This window comes from Paragemmobacter amnigenus, from assembly GCF_009908265.2.
GTDB classification, from domain to species: domain Bacteria; phylum Pseudomonadota; class Alphaproteobacteria; order Rhodobacterales; family Rhodobacteraceae; genus Paragemmobacter; species Paragemmobacter amnigenus.
The window spans coordinates 44,077-65,479 of sequence record NZ_JAAATX020000012.1; the positions used below are offsets into that span (position 1 = coordinate 44,077).

Annotated in this window: 23 protein-coding genes; 12 read left to right on the forward strand and 11 right to left on the reverse strand. The window is 67.8% G+C overall.

Features of this window, described 5'->3' with window-relative positions:
- Nucleotides 1–37: 37 nt before the first annotated feature.
- The gene (locus tag GU927_RS16365; RefSeq protein WP_161763532.1) at nt 38–949 is read left to right on the forward strand and encodes a DMT family transporter; all 912 of its coding nucleotides are present in this window, start codon (nt 38–40) and stop codon (nt 947–949) included.
- Nucleotides 950–964: 15 nt separating this feature from the next.
- On the opposite strand, the gene GU927_RS16370 is transcribed toward GU927_RS16365, so the two are convergent.
- A complete protein-coding gene (locus GU927_RS16370; protein ID WP_161763533.1) occupies nt 965–1,318 on the reverse strand; it encodes a cupin domain-containing protein in 354 nt (117 codons plus the stop codon).
- A gap of 152 nt (nt 1,319–1,470) precedes the next feature.
- Between GU927_RS16370 and GU927_RS16375 the strand changes: the two genes are divergently transcribed.
- The 3 genes from GU927_RS16375 to GU927_RS16385 all read left to right on the forward strand — a co-directional run bounded on the left by GU927_RS16375 (nt 1,471) and on the right by GU927_RS16385 (nt 3,583).
- Nucleotides 1,471–2,049 (forward strand): GNAT family N-acetyltransferase, encoded by a 579-nt coding sequence (locus tag GU927_RS16375; RefSeq protein WP_161763534.1) that lies wholly within the window; start codon nt 1,471–1,473, stop codon nt 2,047–2,049.
- Nucleotides 2,050–2,146: 97 nt separating this feature from the next.
- Nucleotides 2,147–2,974 carry a cobalamin B12-binding domain-containing protein gene (locus GU927_RS16380; protein ID WP_161763535.1) on the forward strand — a complete coding sequence of 276 codons (828 nt, stop codon included), beginning with the start codon at nt 2,147–2,149 and terminating at the stop codon, nt 2,972–2,974.
- 153 nt (nt 2,975–3,127) lie between these two features.
- Nucleotides 3,128–3,583 carry a hypothetical protein gene (locus tag GU927_RS16385; protein WP_232489246.1) on the forward strand — a complete coding sequence of 152 codons (456 nt, stop codon included), beginning with the start codon at nt 3,128–3,130 and terminating at the stop codon, nt 3,581–3,583.
- A gap of 23 nt (nt 3,584–3,606) precedes the next feature.
- On the opposite strand, the gene aroB is transcribed toward GU927_RS16385, so the two are convergent.
- Together aroB and GU927_RS16395 are read right to left on the reverse strand one after the other, a co-directional pair.
- Nucleotides 3,607–4,722, reverse strand: a complete 1,116-nt coding sequence (gene aroB, locus GU927_RS16390; RefSeq protein ID WP_161763536.1) for a 3-dehydroquinate synthase — start codon at nt 4,720–4,722, stop codon at nt 3,607–3,609.
- A 3-nt stretch (nt 4,723–4,725) separates the two neighbouring features.
- Nucleotides 4,726–5,268, reverse strand: a complete 543-nt coding sequence (locus GU927_RS16395; protein ID WP_161763537.1) for a shikimate kinase — start codon at nt 5,266–5,268, stop codon at nt 4,726–4,728.
- 246 nt (nt 5,269–5,514) lie between these two features.
- On the opposite strand from GU927_RS16395, the gene GU927_RS20540 reads away from it, so the two are divergent.
- From GU927_RS20540 to GU927_RS16410, 4 genes are all read left to right on the forward strand, one after another.
- On the forward strand, nt 5,515–5,649 hold the full coding sequence (locus tag GU927_RS20540) for a hypothetical protein (RefSeq protein ID WP_269770136.1): 135 nt from the start codon (nt 5,515–5,517) through the stop codon (nt 5,647–5,649).
- Nucleotides 5,639–7,186, forward strand: coding sequence for a hypothetical protein (locus GU927_RS16400; protein WP_161763538.1), 1,548 nt, complete (start codon nt 5,639–5,641; stop codon nt 7,184–7,186). Before GU927_RS20540 ends, GU927_RS16400 begins: the two co-directional genes overlap by 11 nt.
- A 1-nt stretch (nt 7,187) precedes the next feature.
- Nucleotides 7,188–8,132 carry a site-specific tyrosine recombinase XerD gene (locus GU927_RS16405; RefSeq protein ID WP_161763539.1) on the forward strand — a complete coding sequence of 315 codons (945 nt, stop codon included), beginning with the start codon at nt 7,188–7,190 and terminating at the stop codon, nt 8,130–8,132.
- A gap of 72 nt (nt 8,133–8,204) precedes the next feature.
- Complete coding sequence (locus GU927_RS16410; protein ID WP_161763540.1) at nt 8,205–9,509, forward strand: HlyC/CorC family transporter; 1,305 nt, start codon at nt 8,205–8,207, stop codon at nt 9,507–9,509.
- On the opposite strand, the gene GU927_RS16415 is transcribed toward GU927_RS16410, so the two are convergent.
- Together GU927_RS16415 and GU927_RS16420 are read right to left on the reverse strand one after the other, a co-directional pair.
- Complete coding sequence (locus tag GU927_RS16415) at nt 9,506–9,757, reverse strand: hypothetical protein (protein WP_161763541.1); 252 nt, start codon at nt 9,755–9,757, stop codon at nt 9,506–9,508. The two genes, GU927_RS16410 and GU927_RS16415, sit on opposite strands and share 4 nt — an antisense overlap.
- Nucleotides 9,758–9,882: 125 nt before the next feature.
- Nucleotides 9,883–11,490 carry a helicase HerA-like domain-containing protein gene (locus GU927_RS16420; RefSeq protein WP_161763542.1) on the reverse strand — a complete coding sequence of 536 codons (1,608 nt, stop codon included), beginning with the start codon at nt 11,488–11,490 and terminating at the stop codon, nt 9,883–9,885.
- A gap of 507 nt (nt 11,491–11,997) precedes the next feature.
- On the opposite strand from GU927_RS16420, the gene GU927_RS16425 reads away from it, so the two are divergent.
- Entirely contained in the window at nt 11,998–12,660 is a 663-nt protein-coding gene (locus GU927_RS16425) for an invasion associated locus B family protein (RefSeq protein ID WP_161763543.1), read from the forward strand.
- 55 nt (nt 12,661–12,715) lie between these two features.
- Here the strand turns inward: GU927_RS16425 and GU927_RS16430 are convergent, their stop codons facing one another.
- Genes GU927_RS16430 through GU927_RS16445 form a run of 4 tightly spaced genes read right to left on the reverse strand, consistent with a single transcriptional unit; the run spans nt 12,716 to nt 16,894 of the window.
- Nucleotides 12,716–13,912, reverse strand: a complete 1,197-nt coding sequence (locus tag GU927_RS16430; protein WP_161763544.1) for a beta-ketoacyl-[acyl-carrier-protein] synthase family protein — start codon at nt 13,910–13,912, stop codon at nt 12,716–12,718.
- Nucleotides 13,909–14,169, reverse strand: a complete 261-nt coding sequence (locus GU927_RS16435; protein WP_161763545.1) for an acyl carrier protein — start codon at nt 14,167–14,169, stop codon at nt 13,909–13,911. The genes GU927_RS16430 and GU927_RS16435 overlap by 4 nt, the downstream gene beginning before the upstream one ends.
- Nucleotides 14,170–14,190: 21 nt before the next feature.
- The gene (locus GU927_RS16440) at nt 14,191–15,285 is read right to left on the reverse strand and encodes a UDP-3-O-(3-hydroxymyristoyl)glucosamine N-acyltransferase (protein ID WP_161763546.1); all 1,095 of its coding nucleotides are present in this window, start codon (nt 15,283–15,285) and stop codon (nt 14,191–14,193) included.
- 34 nt (nt 15,286–15,319) lie between these two features.
- A complete protein-coding gene (locus GU927_RS16445) occupies nt 15,320–16,894 on the reverse strand; it encodes a L,D-transpeptidase family protein (protein ID WP_161763637.1) in 1,575 nt (524 codons plus the stop codon).
- 374 nt (nt 16,895–17,268) lie between these two features.
- Here GU927_RS16445 and GU927_RS16450 point away from each other — a divergent pair, with 374 nt between their 5' ends.
- The gene (locus GU927_RS16450; protein ID WP_161763547.1) at nt 17,269–17,838 is read left to right on the forward strand and encodes a YcbK family protein; all 570 of its coding nucleotides are present in this window, start codon (nt 17,269–17,271) and stop codon (nt 17,836–17,838) included.
- A gap of 144 nt (nt 17,839–17,982) precedes the next feature.
- On the opposite strand, the gene GU927_RS16455 is transcribed toward GU927_RS16450, so the two are convergent.
- Entirely contained in the window at nt 17,983–18,723 is a 741-nt protein-coding gene (locus GU927_RS16455) for an RlmE family RNA methyltransferase (protein ID WP_161763548.1), read from the reverse strand.
- Entirely contained in the window at nt 18,720–19,859 is a 1,140-nt protein-coding gene (locus tag GU927_RS16460) for a Ppx/GppA phosphatase family protein (RefSeq protein WP_161763549.1), read from the reverse strand. The genes GU927_RS16455 and GU927_RS16460 overlap by 4 nt, the downstream gene beginning before the upstream one ends.
- A gap of 291 nt (nt 19,860–20,150) precedes the next feature.
- On the opposite strand from GU927_RS16460, the gene GU927_RS16465 reads away from it, so the two are divergent.
- Together GU927_RS16465 and GU927_RS16470 are read left to right on the forward strand one after the other, a co-directional pair.
- Nucleotides 20,151–20,453 carry a virulence factor gene (locus GU927_RS16465; protein ID WP_161763550.1) on the forward strand — a complete coding sequence of 101 codons (303 nt, stop codon included), beginning with the start codon at nt 20,151–20,153 and terminating at the stop codon, nt 20,451–20,453.
- A 25-nt stretch (nt 20,454–20,478) separates the two neighbouring features.
- On the forward strand, nt 20,479–21,402 hold the full coding sequence (locus GU927_RS16470; protein WP_161763638.1) for a methylenetetrahydrofolate reductase: 924 nt from the start codon (nt 20,479–20,481) through the stop codon (nt 21,400–21,402).
- Nucleotide 21,403 lies beyond the last annotated feature (1 nt).

Here is a 21,403-nt window from a genome sequence, read left to right on the forward strand (position 1 = left end):
CCGCAACCCGACCGCCCCCGCCACGCAGGAGAAAGCCTTGCCCCGTCTGCCCCAAGGCGTCCTCGCCATCATCCCCGCGGTCTTTGCCATGGCCCTGACCGACGCGATCTTCAAAAGCTGGAGCGCGGGCATCTCTCTGTGGCAGATCTGGGTCCTGCGCTCGCTTGTCGTGCTGCCGGTCCTCTATGTCATGGCAGGCGGGCGGGTGCGGGTCGCGGGGGCGGGCTGGATCGCGCTGCGCTGCCTTGCGCTGATCCTGATGTATCTGACGATGTACCCCGCCCTGCCCCTGATCGACATGTCGCTGGCCGGTGCCGCCTTCTACACCGCGCCGCTCTTCATCGCGGGCCTGTCGGCCCTCGTGCTCGGCCAAAGGATCGCGGGGCTGCAATGGCTGGCGATCCTCGTGGGCTTTGCGGGGCTCCTGCTCATCGTGCGCCCCTTCGGCCTTGCCTTCACGCCCATCATCCTGCTGCCCGTCGCGGCCGCCTTCTGCTATGCCTGCGCCGCCGTGCTGACCCGCGCGAAATGCATGGGGGCGGAACCCGTGGTCATGGGCTTCTGGCTGAACGTGGCCTTCCTCGTGACCGGCGGCATCGCGGCCGCGCTGCTCCAGTCCGGCCTGACGCTGCGCGGCGTGGATTTCCCCTTCCTGCTTGCGACATGGCAACCGCTCGCCCCTGCCGACTGGGCCGTGATCCTCTTTCTCGCCGTGCTGATGACGGGTGTCTCCATCGGGGTGGCCCATGCCTACAAATCCCCCCAGCCCGCCGTCATCGCAACGCTGGAATATGCCTACATGATCTTTGCGATCTTCTGGGGCTTCGTCTTCTTCTCCGAAGTGCCGGACCTCTGGACCATCCTCGGCATGGCCCTCATCGCCACAGGCGGTGCTGCGGTGCTGCTGGTCCCGACGCGCCCGTCGCAGGCCCGCGCCGTCGCGACCTGACGCCCGCCCGCCGCCCTATTTCAGCTTGATGCAGAAATGCTTGGTGACCGGTTTTTCGATCTTCCACGTGCCCGAAAAACCCGGCTCCACGACGAAACCGTCGCCCGGTTTCATCGTCACCGCAGCGCCGCCATCCGGCGTTATGGTGATCTCGCCCTCGATCAGGTGCACGAATTCATAGAACTTGTAGACCGCATGCCACGTCCCGGGCGTCGCGGCCCATGTCCCGCTGATCACGCTGCCATCCAGCGACGTGTGCTGCACCCATGTCTTCATGGTCGGATGGCCCTCGACCTTGGTCCAGCCCTCGAGGTCGGTCACCATCGGCTCGGGGCCGGGTGCGGGAAAGCGGAAAACGGTGTCGCCCATGTCATGTTCCTCCAGCAATCCCGGTGGCTGCGGGACAAGTCCTATTGCGCCCCCGACAGGCTGACAAGTCCCAAGGCCGCTGCTAAGGGGAAAGGACGGACCGCCCCGCAGGTCGCGGGACGGGAACGGGCAGGCAGGAAAGGAAGACCCACATGCTGATCCGCGCGGCGACGGCGCAAGATGCCGACCATCTGGTGCGCTTCATCAACATGGCCGCAGACGATCTGCCGCTGCATTTCTGGAAGAAATCCGCAGGCGCCGGTGCCGACCCCTGGGCCTATGGCCGCGAACGCGCCGCGCGCGAGACGGGGAATTTCTCCTACCGCAACGCATGGCTTGCCGAAACCGGCGGTCAGGTAGGCGCCTGCCTTCTGGGCTATCCGGCCGACCCCGAACCCGCCGCAATCGACCCCGACACCCCCCCGATCTTCGTCCCCCTGCTGCAACTCGAGGCCCTCGCCCCCGCCTCGTGGTATCTCAACGTGCTTGCCACCTACGAACCCTTCCGCGGCAAGGGTCTGGGCAGCGCGCTCCTCGCCCATGCCGAAGCCGTCGCCACCCGCGCCGGCCACCGCGAGATCAGCCTGATCGCCGAGGACACGCATCTTGACGCGCTCCGCCTCTATGCGGCCAAGGGCTTTCGCGAAATCGCGCGCCGTCCCGTGGTCAAGGGCGACTGGCAGGTCGATGCCACCGACTGGATTCTTTTCACCAAACCGCTCGCAGATTGATCTGTCGCGGCAGGCCACGACAGGTTCCGCTTGCAAAACCGCGCGCCATGGTGACCTTGGTAACCGTCCGGGCAGAGAGACGACGACGGGGGAACAGATGGCTATGTCTGACCGATGCGGGCAGGTGGATGCTGACGCTTTCCATCGCACTTCTGCCCTGTTCGAGGCAAAGCGCGCCCATCTGGCACAGGATGCCGTAAAGGAACTGGCGCAGGACATCGTCCGCCGCCTCTCCTCGGTCGACCGCGCCGACCGCCTGGCCGCCGCTCCCGCGATTTCCCAAAATGAGATCGCCGCCTTCTGCGACGTGCTGGTGCAGCCCACGGCGGCCGCCGCGCTCGACTTCCTGCACGGGCTTCAGGACAGGGGCATTCCCCGCGACACCATCATCCACGGCTATATCGCAGGCGCCGCCCGCATGCTCGGCGCGCGCTGGGATGCGGACCGGACCAGCTTCTTCGACGTGGCCGTGGGCACCGGCCATCTCTACGCGCTCATGCGCTCGCTCCCCTCGGCCCGCCCCGACGTGCTCTCGGCGCTGCCCGTCCGGCGCAACGCCCTTTTCGCCTCGGTCCCGGGCGAGACGCACAATATCGGCATCACCATCGCCGCCGACACCTTCCGCGAGGCGGGCTGGGACATCGACCTGCAACTCGACCTCGACTTCGCCGCGCTGACCGACCATGTCCGCCGCACCGAACCGGCCATCATCGGCCTCTCGCTCAGCTCCGAAGGACGGCTTGCCGATCTCGTCCGTCTGGTGGTTGCCCTGCGGCTGCTGCGTCCTGCCGCGATCATCGGTGTCGCCCCAGCGCTGGCCATGTCCGACCAGTCCATCCGCAAACTGGCCGACATCGACATCATCTTCCGCGATGCCCGCCTCGCGCTGCACGACCTCGACGCGATGCTGCGCCTGCGGGGCTGATCGCGCCGCCCGCGCCCGTCAGGCCCGCATCCGCTCCCGCAAAACGTGATCGGTCCCTACCGCTTTGGCATATTGTGCCCGCGCCCCGCCGCCCTTAGGTTGCCGCGCGAAACCAGACCCTGACCCCGAAACCAGCCATTGCCGGAGTGTTCCGTGTCCCATCGTCCCGTCGCCTTGTCCGCCCTTGCCGCGCTCGGCCTGCTTGCCGCCTGCGGGTCCAGCAATGACATGCGCCTCTACCCGACCGCGGGCCCGCTTGCCGCGCAGACCCCGCCGCCCGTGATCGTGGCCAAGGCCAGCGACGCCTCCGACACCTCGGGCGAGCTGACCTTCCGCCTGCCCGACGGCCCGCGCTGCAAGGGGACATGGTCCACCGTCGCCCCCCGCGTCACCTCGCGCGAACGCGGCATCTCGCTGTCGATCCGCGATCTGGGCGGCCGTCTGGGCCGCACCAACGAAACCGTCGCGGGCGTGAACTCGGGCGAGATCTTCGCCGTCTGCAAGGACGGCACCCGCCTGCAGGGCACCTTCGTCATGGGCAGCGGCACCACCAGCGGTAACGGCACCGCCACCGACACGCTGGGCAACAGCTACAAGCTGCTGTTCTGACCCGCCCTCCGGCGTGGCGCGCCTCAGCGCCGCGCCGCCAGCGCCTCGTCCAGCAAAGCCTGCACCCGCGCAGGCGGCACATCCTCCGCCACAAAGGCTTCGCCGATCCCCCGCGCAAGGATAAATCGCAGCCTGCCGTCCACCACCTTCTTGTCCTGCCCCATCAACGCGACCAAGGCCTCGGCCCCCGGCAGATCGCCCGGAATATCGGCCAGATCGACCTTCATCCCCATCGCGCGCAGATGCGCCCGCACGCGGCTCGGCGCCTCCTGCGAACACAGGCCCAGCCGCTGGGACAGCTCGAAGGCCAGCGCGCAGCCGATCGCCACGCCCTCGCCATGCAGCAGCCGGTCGGAATAGCCCGTGGCCTTTTCCAAAGCGTGACAGAAGGTATGGCCAAGGTTCAAAAGCGCCCGCTCGCCCTCTTCGGTCTCGTCGCGCTCGACGATCCCCGCCTTCATCTCGACCGACCGCCGCACAGCGCGCTGCCGCTTTGCGGCGTCGGCGTAAAGGGCAGGCCCCTCGACCTCCAGCCAGTCGAAAAATGCGGCATCTCCCAAAAGTCCGTATTTCACGACCTCGCCATATCCGGCCAGAAAATCCCGCTGCGGCAGCGTCTCCAGCACCCCGATATCGGCCAGCACAAGCGACGGCTGATGGAACGCCCCCACAAGGTTCTTGCCCTGCGCGGTATTGATCCCCGTCTTGCCGCCCACCGAACTGTCGACCTGCGCCAAGAGCGTGGTGGGTATCTGCACAAAGCGCACCCCCCGCCGCAGCACCGCCGCCGCGAACCCGACCAGATCGCCGATCACCCCCCCGCCGAAGGCCACGACGATATCCCGCCGCTCGATCTTCTGCTCCAGCAGCCATTCCACCGTGCGCGAGAACTGCTCCCACCCCTTGGTGCCTTCACCGGCAGGCAGGGCCAGCGTCGCCACCGCGATCCCCTCGGCCTCCAGCGCCGCGACAAGACGCGCCAGATGCAGCGGCGCCACGGTTTCATCTGTCACCACCGCCGCGCGCTTGCGCTTCAGCAGCGGCGCGATCTCCGCCCCCGCACGGTCCATCAGCCCAGCGCCGATCCGCACCTCGTAGGACCGCGCCCCCAGCGCGACCGGAACCACATCGACGACCATGCCCTATTCCCCTTCCAGAACGTCCGGCCGAGCCGCCAATGCGGCCACCACCTTGGACGCCATCTCCTCGATCGACAGGTCCGCCGCACTGTCCACCGCGATATCGGCAAGGCTGTAGAACGGCACCCGCGCCTCGTAAAGCTGGCGCAGCGTCTCGCGCGGGTTGGCCGTCCGCAAGAGCGGCCGCGTCGTCTTGTGCCGCACGCGCTGCCACAGAAGATCCAGATCCGCCCGCAGCCAGACCGACACCCCCGACTCGCGGATCAGCGCGCGGTTCGCCTCGGACAGGAAGGCCCCGCCGCCCGTCGACAGGATACAGGGCGACCCGCGCAGCAGCCGCCCCAGAACCTCGGTTTCCCGTGCACGGAAGAACGACTCTCCGTCGCGTTCGAAAATCTCCGCGATCGACCGGCTGGCCGCCCGCACGATCTCTTCGTCCGAATCGAGGAACGGCACCGCCAAGGCCCGCGCGACGGCGTTGCCCACCGCGGTCTTGCCCGCACCCATCATGCCGACCATCACGACCGTCTTCTTCAGCCGCCGCATCCCCTGCCGCCCAGTTCAAACCTGCGTGTCCGGCGCCATTCCGCCCGCCGGATGGCCCTCTTCATCCCTCTCAATGGCGTGAACTCCGCCCGAAAGCCATATATAATCGCACCAAAGGGCCGTGGCTTTCCCCTCCGGTTCGGATAACAGTCCGGACAGATGGCAGCGGTCGCACAAAGGCCCGCAACGGGGCCCGCGAAACAAGGCCCGCAGCGAACGGGCACAGAAAGACAAGAGGCACGGCACATGGGACGCATCTTCAAGGCACTCTTCTTCCTCGCGCTCATCGCCTTTGCCGGTCTTGCAGGCTTTGCCTATCTCGGAGACCTCAGCCCCGATCAGGCCGAGGTGAAGGTTCCGGTGACGCTGAATGCGGACTGACACCGCGCGGTCCCGCCTGCTTGCCACGGCGGTCCTGCTGGCGGCCGCCGCCCCGTCCCTGCGGGCCGAGGAACCGCTTTCCGCCATCGACTGGCTGTCGCAATCCGTCTCGGCCCCTGCCACCGCGCCGGTCGATCCGGCCAAACCCACCGCCACTTCCGACGTCACGCCCGAAGAGGTCGCGGTCTCGGTCATCGGCGCGCCTTCCGCCGATGCCGTGGGCCTTCTCTCGCCACAGGTCACGGGCCTGCCCGCCGCCCTCTGGGGCCCCGGAAAAAGCGCCCAGATCGCGGCGCTCATCTCTGCCGAACGCATCGACAGCCTGCCAGCCCTGCGCGGCCTCCTTCTGACGCTCCTGCTGGCCGAGGCCGACCCGCCCGCCGATGCCGGACAGACCGCGCAACTCCTGACCGCCCGCATCGACAAGCTGCTCGACATGGGCGCGCTCGATCAGGCCCGCGCGCTGCTCGATGCCGCGGGCAGCCGCGATCCGGGGCTGTTCCGGCGCAGCTTCGACGTGGCGCTCCTCACGGGGGAAGAGGATCGCGGCTGCCGCATCATGGTCGAATCCCCCGGCCTTGCGCCCACCTTCCCCGCCCGCATCTTCTGCCTTGCCCGCTCGGGCGACTGGAACGCCGCCGCGCTGACGCTCCGCACCGGTCAGGCTCTGGGCCATATCAGCGACGAGGAAGACGCGCTGCTCTCGCGCTTCCTCGACCCCGACCTCTACGAAGGCGAAGCCCCCCTCGTCGCGCCGAAACCCATCACCCCCCTTGCATGGCGCATGCTCGAGGCGATCGGCGAACCCCTCTCCACCGCCACCCTGCCCATCGCCTTTGCCCATGCCGAACTGCGCCCGCAGGCCGGCTGGAAATCGCAGGTCGAGGCCGCCGAACGCCTTGCCCGCGCGGGGGTGATCCCCTCGAACCTGCTGCTGGGCCTTTATACCGAACGCAAACCCGCGGCCTCCGGCGGGGTCTGGGACCGCATCGCCGCTTTCCAGCGATTCGACGCCGCCCTGCAATCGGGCGACCGCACCGCCATTGCGCTGGCCCTGCCCGACATCTGGTCGCACATGACCGCCGCCGAACTGGAACCCGCCTTTGCCGACCTTTACGGCAAACGCCTCTCGGCCCTGCCGCTCGACGGCGAGGCAGGCCAGATCGCCTTCACCCTCGGCCTTCTCTCCCCCGATTTCGAAGCCCTCGCCGCCGCCCGCCAACCCCGTGACGACCGCGAAGCCTTCCTCATCGGCCTCGCCAAGGGTCAGGTCGCGGGCCTCACCCCGCCCGACAGCCTCGCGCGCGCCATCGCCCCCGCCTTCATCGACCACAGCCCGGGCGAGGATCTCACCCGCCTCACCGAAGACAACCGCACGGGCGAGGCGATCCTTGCCGCCATCGAAAAGGTCGAACGCGGCGTGCAGGGCGATCTCGACGGGGTGACGGACGGGCTCGCCCTCCTGCGCAAGGTCGGCATGGAACGCGCCGCCCGCCGCGCCGCGCTGGAACTCCTCCTTCTGGAACGCAGGGGCTGACATGGCCCCGCGCGACGACAGCCTCTGGATATCGACCTTCCTCGACGCGCAGGCCGCCGAACTCGACGCCGCGCGCAACACGCGCCTCGCCTATGGCCGCGATCTCAAGGATTTCGCAGGCTGGCTCGCCCCGCGTGGCCAGACCCTCGCCACCGCCGACCGTGCCATGGTCGAGGATTACATCATCTTCTGCGAGGCGCAGGGCCTGTCCAAATCCACCCGCGCCCGCCGCCTCTCGGCCATCCGGCAGCTCTACCGCTTCGCCCATGACGAAGGCTGGCGCGCCGACAATCCCGCGCTCCGGATCAAGGGGCCGGGCGCCACCCGCCGCCTTCCCGTGACGCTCAGCCTTGAAGAAGTCGACCGCCTGCTCGACGCCGCAAGGTCCAAAGGCAGAACCGAAGGCGAACGCCTGCGGAACTGCGCCCTGATGGAACTGCTCTACGCCACCGGCATGCGCGTCTCGGAACTCGTCGGCCTGCCCGTCGCCGCCGTCCGTGGCGACCCGCGCATGATCCTCGTGCGCGGCAAGGGCGACAAGGAACGCATGGTCCCCCTCTCGGCCCCCGCGCGCGAGGCCGTCACCCGCTGGCTCGCCCATCGCGACACCGCCGAAGAGGCCGCCCGCAAACAGGGCAACGCCCCCAGCCGCCACCTCTTCCCCTCCGGCGGGGCCGAAGGGCACCTGACGCGCCAGCACTTCTACCTGCTCATCAAGGACATCGCCGTCGCGGCGGGCGTCTCTCCGGCCAAGGTCACGCCCCATACCCTGCGCCACGCCTTTGCCACCCACCTCCTGGCGGGCGGGGCCGACCTGCGCGTGATCCAGACGCTTCTGGGCCATGCCGATGTGGCGACGACCGAAATCTACACCCATGTCCTCGACGACCATCTCAAGACGCTGGTCCTGCAAAACCACCCCCTTGCCCGCCCGCCCAAGACTTGAACCCGCCCCCCCGGGCACCGAATATAGCCGTCAGGCGCAAGTGCGCCCTGCCCGCCCGACAACGGACCGCCAATGACCCTTGACGCCGCCTTCTGGATCACCTCTGCCGCCATCCTCGTGCTGCTCTGCCTTTCGGCCTTCTTCTCGGGCTCGGAAACCGCACTGACCGCAGCCTCGCGCGGCAAGCTCAAGGCACAGGCGGATCGCGGCTCGCGCGGGGCCAACGCCGCCATGCGCGTGACCGAGGACAGCGAACGCATGATCGGCGCGCTGCTTCTGGGCAACAACATCGTCAACATCCTCTCCGCCTCGCTGGCAACCGCGCTCCTGACGCGCCTCTTCGGCGACAGCGGCGTCGCGCTGGCGACGCTGGTGATGACCGTCCTCGTCCTCATCTTCGGCGAGGTGCTGCCCAAGACCCTGTCGATCACCTATCCCGAAGCCGTCGCCACCCGCGTCGCCCCGATCATCCGCGTGCTCATCCTCGTCTTCTCGCCCGTCGTGGCCATCGTGCGGCTGCTGGTGCGCGGCATCCTCCGCGCCATCGGCATCCGCGGCAATGACGAAGGCCGCATCACCGCCATCCGCGAGGAAATCGCCGGCACCATCGCGCTCGGCCATTCCGAGGGCGCGGTGGAAAAGGACGCCCGCGACCGGCTGCTGGGCGCGCTCGACCTCACCCACCGCACGGTGGACGAGATCATGCGCCACCGCCGCCAGATCGAGATGATCGATGCCGACAACCCGCCGGAAAGGATCCTGACACAGGCACTCGCCTCGCCGCACACCCGCCTGCCCATCTTCCGCGACAGCGACGAGAACATCCTCGGCGTCATCCACGCCAAGGACCTCTTGCGCGAGGTCGACCGCCTCGTCCGCGGCGATGGCGACACTTCAGGCAGCCTCGACAACCTCGCGCAGCTCGACATCGTCCGCATCGCGATGAAGCCCTACTTCATCCCCGAAACCACGACGCTCGACGAACAGATGCGCGAATTCCTGAAACGCCGCACCCATTTCGCGCTGGTCGTGGACGAATACGGCGCGCTTCAGGGCCTCATCACACTCGAAGACATCCTCGAAGAGATCGTGGGAGAGATCACCGACGAATTCGACATCGTGGCCAAGGATGGCGGGCTGAAAAGCACCGAAACCGGCGACTACATCATCGATGGCGCCATGACGATCCGCGACCTCAACCGCGCCACCGACTGGACCCTTCCCGATGACGAGGCGAACACCATCGCCGGTCTCGTGATCCACGAGGCCCAGACCATCCCCGCCGAGGGGCAGGTCTTCAGCTTCCACGGCTTCCGCTTCGAGGTGCTCCAGCGCCGCGAGAACCGCCTGACGCGGCTCAAGGTCCGCCCGCTCTAACGCACCGCCTTCAGCGTCACATTGCCCTGCGCGTCGACCGCGAACCCCTCCGCATCGAACCGCGCCTCCAGCGCAAGGCGCTGCGCCTTGGCCGCCAGCAGCCGGTAATGCAGGTCAAAGACCGACTGGTCGAAATAATGCCCCATCCCCGCGTCTGGGCCCGCGTCCGGCCCCGCCTTTGGGCCCGCCTCGGGGGCAGGCGGGGCATCGCCCTCCAACACCATGAATTCGCGCCGTTTCCCGATCATCCCACACCTCTGTGCCGGACATAGACCGCGCCCGCCTGCCCCGCCACTGCCCGACAGCAGGGCTTCATATCCAGACGGATGGGTTTGGCCCCGTGACGTTGCGTAACGCGGCGAGAACGGGCCGCCTACCGGCTGCGGAACAGCGACCCCAATATCCCCCGTACCACCGCCTGCCCCGTCTTCGTGCCAAGTTGCCGCGCAAAGCTCTTGGCAAAGGCCGTCCCGATGGAATCGCTGCGCCCCGTGCTGCTCCGCGCCGTGCCGCTGCGGCTCGGGCGCTCCGTCTCGGCCCCGCCCCCGCCGCTCCGCCCGCCGTCATAGCGCCGCGCGCGGGTCAGCCCGTCATCCTCGCTTCCGCCCCATGGCCCGGACCCGCCACCCTGCGGCGCGGATGCCCTGCCCTGTTCCGCATCGGCCTCGCGCGCGGCCTGTTCGGCCCGCGCGCGCAGCTTTTCATAGGCGCTCTCGCGATCGACGGGCGTGTCGTATTTCCCCTTCACCGGCGATTGCACCACCAGTTGCGCCCGCAGCGCGGGGTCGATCGGGCCAAGCTGGCTGAAGGGCGGGCGCACCAGCGTCCGCTCCACCATCCCGGGGATCCCCTTGTTCTCCAGAAAGGACGTCACCGCCTCGCCCGTACCCACCTCGCGGATCGCCTCCTCGGTGGCAAAGCGCGGATTGGGCCGATAGGTTTCCGCCGCCATCCGCAGGTCCTTCTGGTCCTTGGCCGTAAAGGCCCGCAGCGCGTGCTGCACGCGGTTTCCCAGCTGGCCAAGGATGTTCTCCGGCACATCCGCCGGATTCTGCGTGATGAAATAGACCCCCACGCCCTTGGACCGGATCAGCCGCGCCACCTGCTCCACCTTGGCCACAAGCGCCTTGGGCGCATCCGCAAACAGCAGATGCGCCTCGTCGAAGAAGAAGACCAGCTTCGGCTTGTCCGGATCGCCCACCTCGGGCAGCGTCTCGAACAGTTCCGACAACAGCCAAAGAAGGAAGGTCGCATAAAGCCGCGGCGACTGCATCAGCCTGTCCGCGGCAAGGATGTTGATCCGCCCCATCCCCGCCCCGTCGACCAGCATCAGATCCGCCAGATCCAGCGCCGGTTCCCCGAACAGCTTGGCCCCCCCCTCGTTCTCCAGCACCAGGAGCCGCCGCTGGATCGCCCCGATGGATGCCGTCGCCACAAGGCCATAGCGCGTCGATATGGCCTCGGCGTTCTCGCCGATAAAGACCAGCAGCGCCTGCAGGTCCTTCATGTCCAGAAGCGGCAACCCCTCCTCGTCCGCCAGACGGAAGGCCACGTTCAGCACGCCCTCCTGCGGCTCGGTCAATTCCAGCAACCGCGACAGCAGCAAAGGCCCCATCTCGGCCACGGTCGCCCGCACCGGATGGCCCTGCTCGCCGAACATGTCCCAGAAGGTCACCGGAAAGGCGCGGTATTGCAGGTCCAGCCCGATCTTCGCCGCCCGCTCCATGAAGGGCGCGTGCAGCTTGTGCGCCGCCGATCCCGACGCCCCCAGCCCCGACAGATCGCCCTTCACATCCGACAGGAAGACCGGCACGCCCGCGGCCGAGAACCCCTCCGCCAGCACCTGCAGCGTCACCGTCTTGCCCGTCCCCGTCGCCCCCGCAATCAGCCCGTGGCGGTTGCCGTATTTCAGCAGCAGGGTCTGCGGCAGACCATAGCCCTCGCCGCCGCCTCCCACAAAGATCACGCCCTCATCCGCCACGCCGCATCTCCCGTCACCGGCCCGCAGATCGCGCGGCCATACCCCAAGTCACTCTGCCCGCCACCGGACGCAAACACCCGTCCGACGGCGCGGCAAGGTCACCAGATTACATGCTTTCGTCTGGCTTTCCAGCGCCCTGCCAACGTCCGGTTGCACGCCCGCCCCCGCCCTCGCCCGACACGCCGCACGGCACGATATTTTTGACCAGACGGACAGAATTCCCTTGTTTTACGGCACCCGAAGCCGCCAGATTCCCTGTTGACGGACGCGCCTTTCCCGCTTAGCGTCCCAACCCATGAAGTCGGCCAGTCCGACAGGGAGCAAATAATGATACGAAAAGGGGCCGCCTGTCGGCCCTTTTTCTTTTGTGCCCCGTCGCGCCCCTCGCAGGCCCTGCGGATCACCGCCCCACCCCTGCGACAGGCTCCGCCGATGCGGTTTTTTCGCACCTGACAGTGCCCGCCCCGCGTGATAAGCCGCAGCCAAACCAACCGAGGACGATCGAGTATGTTTCTCACTTCCCTGAACCGCCCCCTTGCCATTGCCCTGACACTGGGTCTCGGCCTCGCCCTGCCCGCCGCCGCACAGGAAGCCCCCGCCGAAGGCACCGCCGCCGGAAGCGATCTGTCGATGGGTCAGGCACCGGCGGATGGCGTGGGCTCCACCTATGTGAAGGCCAGCTTCGAATCCTGGGAACAGCGCTGCGTCAAATCCGGCACCGATGCCGATCCCTGCCAGCTCTACCAGCTGCTCAAGGATGCCAGCGGCAATTCGGTCGCGGAAATCGGGATGTTCTCGCTGCCCGAAGGCGGTCAGGCCGCTGCCGGTGCCACGATCATCGCCCCCCTCGAAACCCTGCTGACCGGCGGCGTCCGCATCGGCATCGACGAGGCCGAGCCGAAGATCTACCCCTTCACCTTCTGCTCGCAGGTGGGCTGCGTGGCCCGCGTCGGCTTCACCGCCGAAGAGGTCGCGGCCTTCAAGGCCGGCAACAAGGCCACGCTGACCATCGTCCCCGCCGTCGCACCGGACAAGACCGTGGCGCTGGAAATCTCGCTCAAGGGCTTCACCGCGGGCTATGACGCCGTGGCCGAGTCGCAAGTGGCCGCCGCCGCCGCTGCCGCGGCCGCCGCCCCCGCCGAAGGCGCCGCGGAAGAACCGCAGGAATAACCGGCCACCGGTCCCGACCTCCGACAGGCCGCAGCCGCACAGGCTGCGGCCTTTCTCATGCCCGCCGCAGCGCCAGCACCGCGTTCAATCCGCCAAAGGCAAAGGCGTTGGACAGCGCCACCTCCACCCGCGCCTCGCGCGCCACGTTCGGCACGACATCCAGCGCGCAATCGGGATCGGCCTCGCGAAACCCGATGGTGGGCGCGATCACCCCGTCGCGCAGCGCCATGAGACAGGCCAGCAGCTCCACCGCCCCCGTCCCGCCGATCACATGCCCGTGCATCGCCTTGGTCGCACTGACCGGCGGCACCTGCCCGCCAAAGACCTGCCGCAGCGCCGCCGCCTCGGTCCGGTCATTCGCCGCCGTCCCCGTGCCATGGGCATTGACGTAATCCACCGCCGCGGGCGCGATCCCCGCATCGCGCAACGCCCCGCCGATGGCCCGCGCCGCGCCGTCGACCGACGGCGCCACCAGATCGCCCGCATCCGATGTCATGGCGAACCCCGCCACCTCGGCCAGAATCTCGGCCCCCCGTGCCAGCGCCGCCTCGCGCTCTTCAAAGACAAAGACCGCCGCGCCCTCTCCCTGCACCATCCCGTCGCGGCTGCGGCAGAAGGGGCGGCATCCACCGGGCGACATCACCCGCAACCCCTCCCACGCCTTCATCCCGCCAAAGGTCAGCATCGCCTCGGACCCGCCCGTCAGCACGGCGCGACAGGCCCCCGACCGCACCATCTGGAACGCCAGCCCCATCGCGTGGTTCGAACTGGCACAGGCCGTCGAGACGGTAAAGACCGGCCCGCGGATGCCATGCGCCATGGACACATGGCTCGCCCCCGCATTGGCCATCAGCCTCGGCACGGTCAGCGGATGGACACGGTTCTTCCCCTCGGCAAAGACCGCGCGATAGCTTTCTTCCTGCGTCTGCAGACCGCCGCCTGCCGTGCCAAGGATCACGCCGCAATCCGCACCCTCGCCCACGACCAGCCCCGATTGCGCCATGGCCTGCGCCGCCGCCACCAGCGCGAATTGCGCGAAACGGTCCGCCTGTGCGACCACGCCCCGCTCCAGATGCGCGCCGGCGTCCCAGCCGCGCACCTGCGCGCCGATGCCGACCATCAACCGCTCGGCCCCCGCCACCTCCAGCGGCCCGATCCCCGAGCGCCCCTCGCGCATCGCCGCCCAGGTTCCGGCCACATCATGGGCCAGCGCATTGACCGTCCCCGCGCCGGTGATGACGACCCGCCTCATGCCGCCTTCTGCGCGACCAGCCCCTCGACCGCCGCAACGATGGCCCCCACGGTCGAGATGTCGAAGCCCGACTGCGCCGGATCATTCGCATTGAACGGGACCGAGATGTCGAAGGCCTCCTCGATGGCGAAGATCGCCTCGACCAGCCCCAGCGAATCCAGCCCCAACTCCTCGGGGCGGCTGTCCGGCGTCACATCCGAAACCTGAAGAAGCGCCTGTTGCGCTATGATTTCAATGACCTTTTCCCGAACATCCATCACAGACCAGCCCCCCACCCGTCACTCATCCGCCGAAGTCTTGGGCAGGACGGCACGCTCGATCTCGGCCACTTTCGCCGCCAGCCGCGGCAGGCGGCGCAGCGCTTTCTGCATCTCGACATGCGTCTCCATCTTCACCGCCGGATAGCCCAGCAGCACCCGCCCCGCAGGCGCGTTGGTAAAGATCTTGGTCGCCCCCCCCGCGATGACATCGTCCCCCACGAAGATGTTGTCGTTCACCCCGCATTGCCCGCCCATGACCACGCGATCCCCGATCCGCGCCGATCCGGCAATGCCCACCTGCCCGCAGAGCAGACAGTCGCGCCCGACCTGCACGTTGTGGCCGATATGGACAAGGTTATCCAGCTTCGTCCCCGACCCGATCACCGTGTCGCGGATGGTGCCGCGGTCGATGCAGACATTCGCCCCCACCTCCACATCATCGCCCAGAGTGACCGCCCCCAGCGAATGGATGCGCGTCCAGCTCTGCCGCCGGATTTCGCTGCGTTCTCCAAGGGTTTCGCGGATTTCCTCGACCCCCGACTTCTCGGGCGTCACAAAGGAAAAGCCATCCGCCCCGATCACCGCGCCCGGCTGGCAGATGAAGCGGTCCCCGATGGTGACCCGCGCCCCGATCCGCGCGCCCTGCAGGATCAGCGCATCCTCCCCGATCACTGCGCCTTCCGCGATGGACACATGGCTTGCAATCCGCGCCCGCGCTCCGATCCGCACACCCCGCCCGATGGTCACGAACGGCCCGACCGCCGCCCCCGCGCCCAGGTCCGCCGACGGATCGACAATCGCCATCGGATGCACACCCGCCGCGATCTCCGGTCCCGGGTCCATCAGCACTGTCAGACCCGCCATCGCCAGCCGCCCGCGCGGCGCAAAGATCGCGGCGCGCAGCCCCATCCCCCGCCAGTCCGCCCCGGGCCACAGCAGCGCCGCCACCGCCCGCCCCTGCGCGATCCCGCCCGCATATTTCGGGTCCATGGCCAGCGCCAGCGCCTCCGGCCCCGCGCTCTGCGGCTCCGACGCGCGGCTCACGCGGATATCGAGGTCCCCCTCCGCCTCGGCCCCAAGGGCCACGGCAATCTCGCGGATCGTATGGGCCATCGCAGACTCCGGTCAGGCAGAACTCCGCCCCCGCTTACCCCTGAACGCCCCGCAAGGCCACCCCGGCCTCGACCAGCGCCTCGAAGATGCGCGCGTCGCGGCCATAGATGTCGCGGCGATAGGTCATCTCGCCCTTCGCCGTGGGCCATGCGGTGAAATAGACCAGATGCACCGGAAGCTTCTCGTCGAATTTCACCACCGTCTCGCGGTCGCTGTCCAGATGGGTCTGGAACAGCCCCTTGGGATCCGCCGACTGCGCCGCCAGCAACGCATAGGCAAAGTCGAAGGGATCGGCCAGCCGGATGCAGCCATGGCTATAGGCGCGCACCTCGTGGTCGAACAGCTCCTTCGCGGGCGTGTCATGCAGATAGATGTTGTAGGGGTTGGGGAACATGAACTTCACCTTCCCCAGCGCATTGCCATCCGACGGCGGCTGCCGCAGGCCGAAGGGAAAGCTCCGCGCCGAATAGGACGCGAAATTCACCGCCCCGCGCGGCACCACCCTCCCGTTCCGGTCGATCACCTGCAAGTGGCTGACCGCATTTGGATTCTGCTGCAACAGCGGCAGGTATTCCTTCACGATGATCGACCGCGGCACGCCCCAGGACGGGTTGATGACCATATGGTCCATCTCGTCCGAGAATTCGGGGCTGCGCTGGTCGGGCACGTTCTTGCCGATCACCGCCCGCGTCTGGAACGTCACCTTGCCGTGGTCCACGATGCGCGCGGTGAAATCCGGCTGGTTCACCCAGATATGCCGCGCACCCCGCACCGTGTCATGCATCCAGCGCAGCCGCTCCATCGCGACGACGACCGACTTCACCCGCTCTTCCGGCGCCACGTCGATCTCCGCGATGGTCGACGGCCCCGCCACGCCATCCGCATTCAGCCCGTGGTCGATCTGGAACCGCTGCACCGCCGACTGGATCGCACGGTCATAAACCGCCGTGGCCGACCGGTTCAGATAGCCCATCGCCACCAGCCGGTCGCGCAGCCGCACCACCGCCGCGCCGCTCTCGCCGGGCTCCAGCGCCTCGGCCCCCACGGGTGCGCCCCAGCCGCCCGCCGCGATCACCGCCTCCAGCGACAGCTTCTCCTTGACCAGCCGCGCATATTCCGGCGCATCCGGCGGCAGATCGCGCAACACCCGCTCCGGCGCCGCCCCCTCGATCCCTGCCAGCAGGTGCAGCGGATCGGGCCGGTTCACCACGCGGTGGATGCCCGCATCCGCCTGTTCCGGCTCCAGCACCCCCGATTTCAGATCCCGCGCAAAATCGAGGAAGGCCCGAGTCATCCGCAGCTCCAGCCGCCCGCGATCCCCCTCGGTCACCGCCGCCGCAAAGGCCGCCCTCAGCGCCCCCGCGTCATAGCGCGCCACCGGCAACCCGTGCAGCGCAGCCCCGTCCAGCGCCGCCAGCAGCGCCGCCCGCCGCTCCGCATCCGCAGGTCCGGTCCACAGCGGCCGGTACTCCCGCGCGCCATACCATTCGGCAAGCACAGGATCATCGGCAGCCGCGACCGCCACCGCAGCGGCAAAGGGGGCAGACCCCGCGCCCTCTGCCGCGCGGGCCGGCAGGACCGGACAGACCAGCGCCGTTCCCAGCAGCATCACCGCGATCCAGCGGCCACAGAAACCGCCCCAACCCGCCCCGAACACCATGTGCCCCTCAAAATCCCGCAAATATCTCTTCATCATGGATAATTGGGTGATTCCCGCCACCGAGTCCATGGCACAACCGCCCCGCCCCGCCGCGCCACGCGGTCAAGCTATCCATTCGCGACCGATCCGCCACAGCAGCAACAATCCGCACCGCCCGCACGGGCATTCAGCAAAAATTTGCCGATGCGCGCTTCCCTCCCTCCTGCCGCCCAAACAGCACTTGGGCCACGAATCATCCTGTGCCATAACGATGGCGCACTTGGGGATAAGTGGCACGGAAGCTGCTCTCAGAGGCGGCGACAAGAACGGGGACAGCGGTCAGAATGACGGATCAGAACAAACTTGCGGTCACGCGGCGCGGTGTGCTGGGCGTGTTCGCCGCAACGATGGTGGCCGCGGCCCCGACCTATTCCAACGCATTCGGCCTCCTGCGCGGCGCGGGCGATGTCCGCCGCATCCGCATGTATTCCGGCCGCACCGGCGAGAGCGTCGATACCATCTACTGGATCGAGGGCGAGTACATCCCCGAAGTCGTCAAGGAAATCAACAACTTCATGCGCGACTGGCGCACCGACGACAAGACCAAGATGGACCTGCGGACCATCGACATCATGGCCGCCGCGCACAGCCTGATGGATGTGTCCGAACCCTATATGCTGCTCTCGGGCTATCGCAGCCCCAAGACCAACGCGATGCTGCGCTCGCAATCCTCGGGCGTCGCACGCAACTCGCTGCACATGAAGGGTCAGGCCGCCGACCTGCGCCTGAAATCCCGCTCCGTGGGCCAGATGGCCAAGGCGGCCGAGGCCTGCGCCTCCGGCGGCGTCGGCCGCTATTCGCGCTCGAACTTCGTGCACATGGATTGCGGACCCGTCCGCCACTGGGGCGGCTGATCCCCGCCAAGGCGCAAAAGTTTTCTGCGAAAACTTTTGCCTACGGTTCTTCTGGCGAAGAACCGCCCCCCACCCGACACCCGTGACCCCGAAATTTCGCAGAAATTTCGCCCCGAAGATTTTTCGCCAGAAAAATCTTCGGCCTCAGTCCTCGCCGGACTCTCCCCCCGCCAGCTCCCGCCCGCGGAATCCCTGCGCCACCACGAATTTCTCGGAACTGTCAGACCGGCTCGCCGGTGGCTTCACATTGGCGACCTTGCGGAAATTCCGCTTCAGCATCGCCTGCATCTCGTTCTCGGCGCCCCCTGCCAGCACCTTGGCGACAAAGGTCCCGCCATCCTCCAGCACGTCAAAGGCAAAGGCCAGCGCCGCCTCGACCAGCGCGACGATCCGCAGGTGATCGGTCGCCTTATGGCCTGACGCCGCCGCCGCCATGTCGCTCATCACCACATCGGCGCGCCCGCCCAGCCAGCCCTTCACCTTCTCGTCCGCATCATCGGCCAGAAAGTCCAGCTGGTGCAGCTCCGCCCCCGGGATCGGCTCCACCTCCTGCAGATCGACGCCCAGCACCGTGCCCACCGGCTTCTTCGGGTTCTGCCCCAGCGCATTGACCCGCACCACCGCGACCTGGCACCACCCGCCCGGCGCGCAGCCAAGGTCCACCACACGACAGCCCGGCTTCAGGAAACCGTATTTGTCGTCCAGCTCCAGAATCTTGTAGGCCGCCCGCCCGCGATAGCCCTCTTTCTTGGCGCGCTGCACGTAAGGGTCGTTCAACTGCCGCTCCAGCCACAGCGTCGACGAAAGCTTGCGCCCCTTCGCCGTCTTGACCCGCACCCGCAGCTCGCGCTGCCCGCGTCCCGATGTCCCTTTACCGTCCGTCATGCGTAAGGCCCGTCCTCCAGAACGCCATCGGCGCTCATCTGTGCATATAGCAGCCCCTCGCGCAGGCCACGATCGGCCACGCTCAGGCGATCCGTCGGCCATATCCGCATCAGCGCCTGAAGGATAGCCGCGCCGGACATGATCAGCGCATGGCGGTCCCGCCCGATACGCGGATCGGTCCGCCGCCCCTCGGGGCCCAGCGTCAGGTATTCGCGGATCACATGGTCGATCTGGTCCGAGGTCATCTGCAACCCGTCCACCTTGGTCCGGTCATAGCGGCGCAGGTTCAGATAGCTCGCCGCGACCGTCGTCACCGTCCCGCTGGTGCCGATGATCTGGAACCCCTCGCGCGCCTGCTGCGCGTTATAGGGCGAGAAACTCGCCAGATTCTCCTCGAAGAACCACGACATCAGCGCAAATCGCGCCGCGTCATCCTCCACATCCCCGAACTGGTCCTTCAGCGTCGCCACACCCAGCGGCACCGAAATCCAGTCCACCACCCGCGCCGCCTGCTCGCCCTGCGCGGCAAAGCCCCGATGCAGCCGCATGATGGCGCGCGGGCGGTCCTCGGGCGGCACTGCCGACAGGTCGATCCAGACCAGCTCGGTCGACCCGCCGCCGATATCCACGACCAGCAACTGCTCGGTCCGCGCCCCCACCAGCGGCGCGCAGGAAATCACCGCCAGCCGCGCCTCTTCCTCCGGCGCGATGATCTCAAGGCTCAGCCCCGTCTCGCGGCGCACCTGCCGGATGAAATCCTTGGCGTTGCGCGCGCGGCGGCAGGCTTCCGTCGCCACCAGACGCATCCGCGTCACGCCATGCTTCTCGATCTTCTTCTGGCAGATCCGCAGCGCCTGCACCGTCCGCCCCATGGACGCACGCGACAACCGGCCCGAGGCTTCAAGCCCCGCGCCAAGCTGGACAGTCTTGGAAAAACTGTCCACGACCTGAAACTGGCTGCCCTTCGGCTGGGCAATCAGCATCCGGCAACTGTTCGTGCCAAGGTCGAGCGCCGCATAAAGCGAGCCCGCCCCCGGCGGATGGGAAGCTGACGGTTCGACCGCAGACGGCACGCCCTCGGGCGCAGCCTTCCGCTGCGGGATCGCGTCCGCCCCCCGGGGACGCTCGGGCGTCATGACCGCCCTCCATCTGTGGTTAACCCGATGGTAGCGCCCTTTGCGCCCCCAGCGCAAGCATGGCCTGCCCCGCCCGCCATGCTTTCGACCGCGCTCATCATAAGGTTGAAGATTTTTCCGATAGCTTCTTTCCCTTGCCCGTCGCGCCGCGCCCGCTTTTGCGCTACCTCTCGCCCCGCACGGGGAAGTGTCGCAATCAGGGTCGCTTCCCTCGCGCACCATGTCGAAAACCGACATCGGCGGTCGGACTTCGGCGCTATCAACAGGGACAAGCAACCCGAGGGGAATCGAATGCCCGAAGTCACCATCGTCTATTGGCGCGACATCCCCGCCCAGGTCATCGTGGGCAAGGGCCGCCGCGGCTCCAAGGTCCAGCTGACCGAACGCTTCGAACAGGCCATCGACCGCTGCGCCATGAAGGTGGGCGCCCGCGACACCGACAGCTATCTCGCCGAATGGCGCAAGGCCGCCCCCTACGAGGTCGAGGGCGACCCCGACGAGATCGCCAAATCCGAGGCCGCCCGCCTCGAAGCCGAATTCGACACCGCGCGCCTCAAGGCGCTGATCGACGCCGAGGGCTGGGCGAAAGCCTGACCCGATGACCCTGAGAGAGACCCTGATGGCCCTGTTCAACTTCCGCCGCGACACCGCCGCCCCCGCCACCACCAACGACACCGCCGCGATGGAGGCCTTCCTCAAGGGCTTTTCCATCGAGGTGATGCCGCGCACCGCCGAAAAGGTCGAAAGCTTCCGCGACATCCTGCCCGTAGGCACCCGCGTCTACATCGCCCATATCGACGGCACCCCGATCGAGGATATGGTGGCAACGGCGAAACGCCTGAACGCCGAAGGCTTCCCCGTGATGCCGCACTTCCCCGCGCGCATCATCAAGGACAAGGCCACGCTTCAAGATTGGGTCGCCCGCTACAAGGGCGAGGCCGATGTGAAACAGGGCCTCATCCTTGCCGGGGGCGTGCCGCAGCCGGTGGGTGACTTCCACACCTCCATGCAACTGCTGGAATCCGGCGCCTTCGACGGCTTTGAACGGCTCCACGTGGCAGGCCACCCCGAAGGCAACAAGGACATCGACCCCGACGGCTCCGACCGCATGGTGATGGAGGCCGCCCGCTGGAAATCCGCCTTTGCCGAACGCACCGACGCAAAGATGGCCATGGCCACCCAGTTCTGCTTCGAGGCCGACCCCGTGATCGCATGGGTCGACCGCCTGCGCGCCGAAGGCATCAACCTGCCCGTCCATATCGGCGTCGCAGGCCCCGCGAAACTCCAGACCCTCATCAAATTCGCCATCGCCTGCGGCGTCGGCCCCTCGCTCCGCGTGCTGCAAAAGCGCGCGATGGACGTGACCAAGCTCCTGCTGCCCTATGAACCCACCGAATTCGTGGGCGCACTGGCAGCGCACAAGGCCAAGAACCCCGACTTCGGGATCGAAGCCGTCCATTTCTTCCCCCTCGGCGGCATCAAGACCAATGCCACCTGGACAACCGAAAACGGCGGCGCTTCGGGCCGTCCGGCCAACGCCTGAG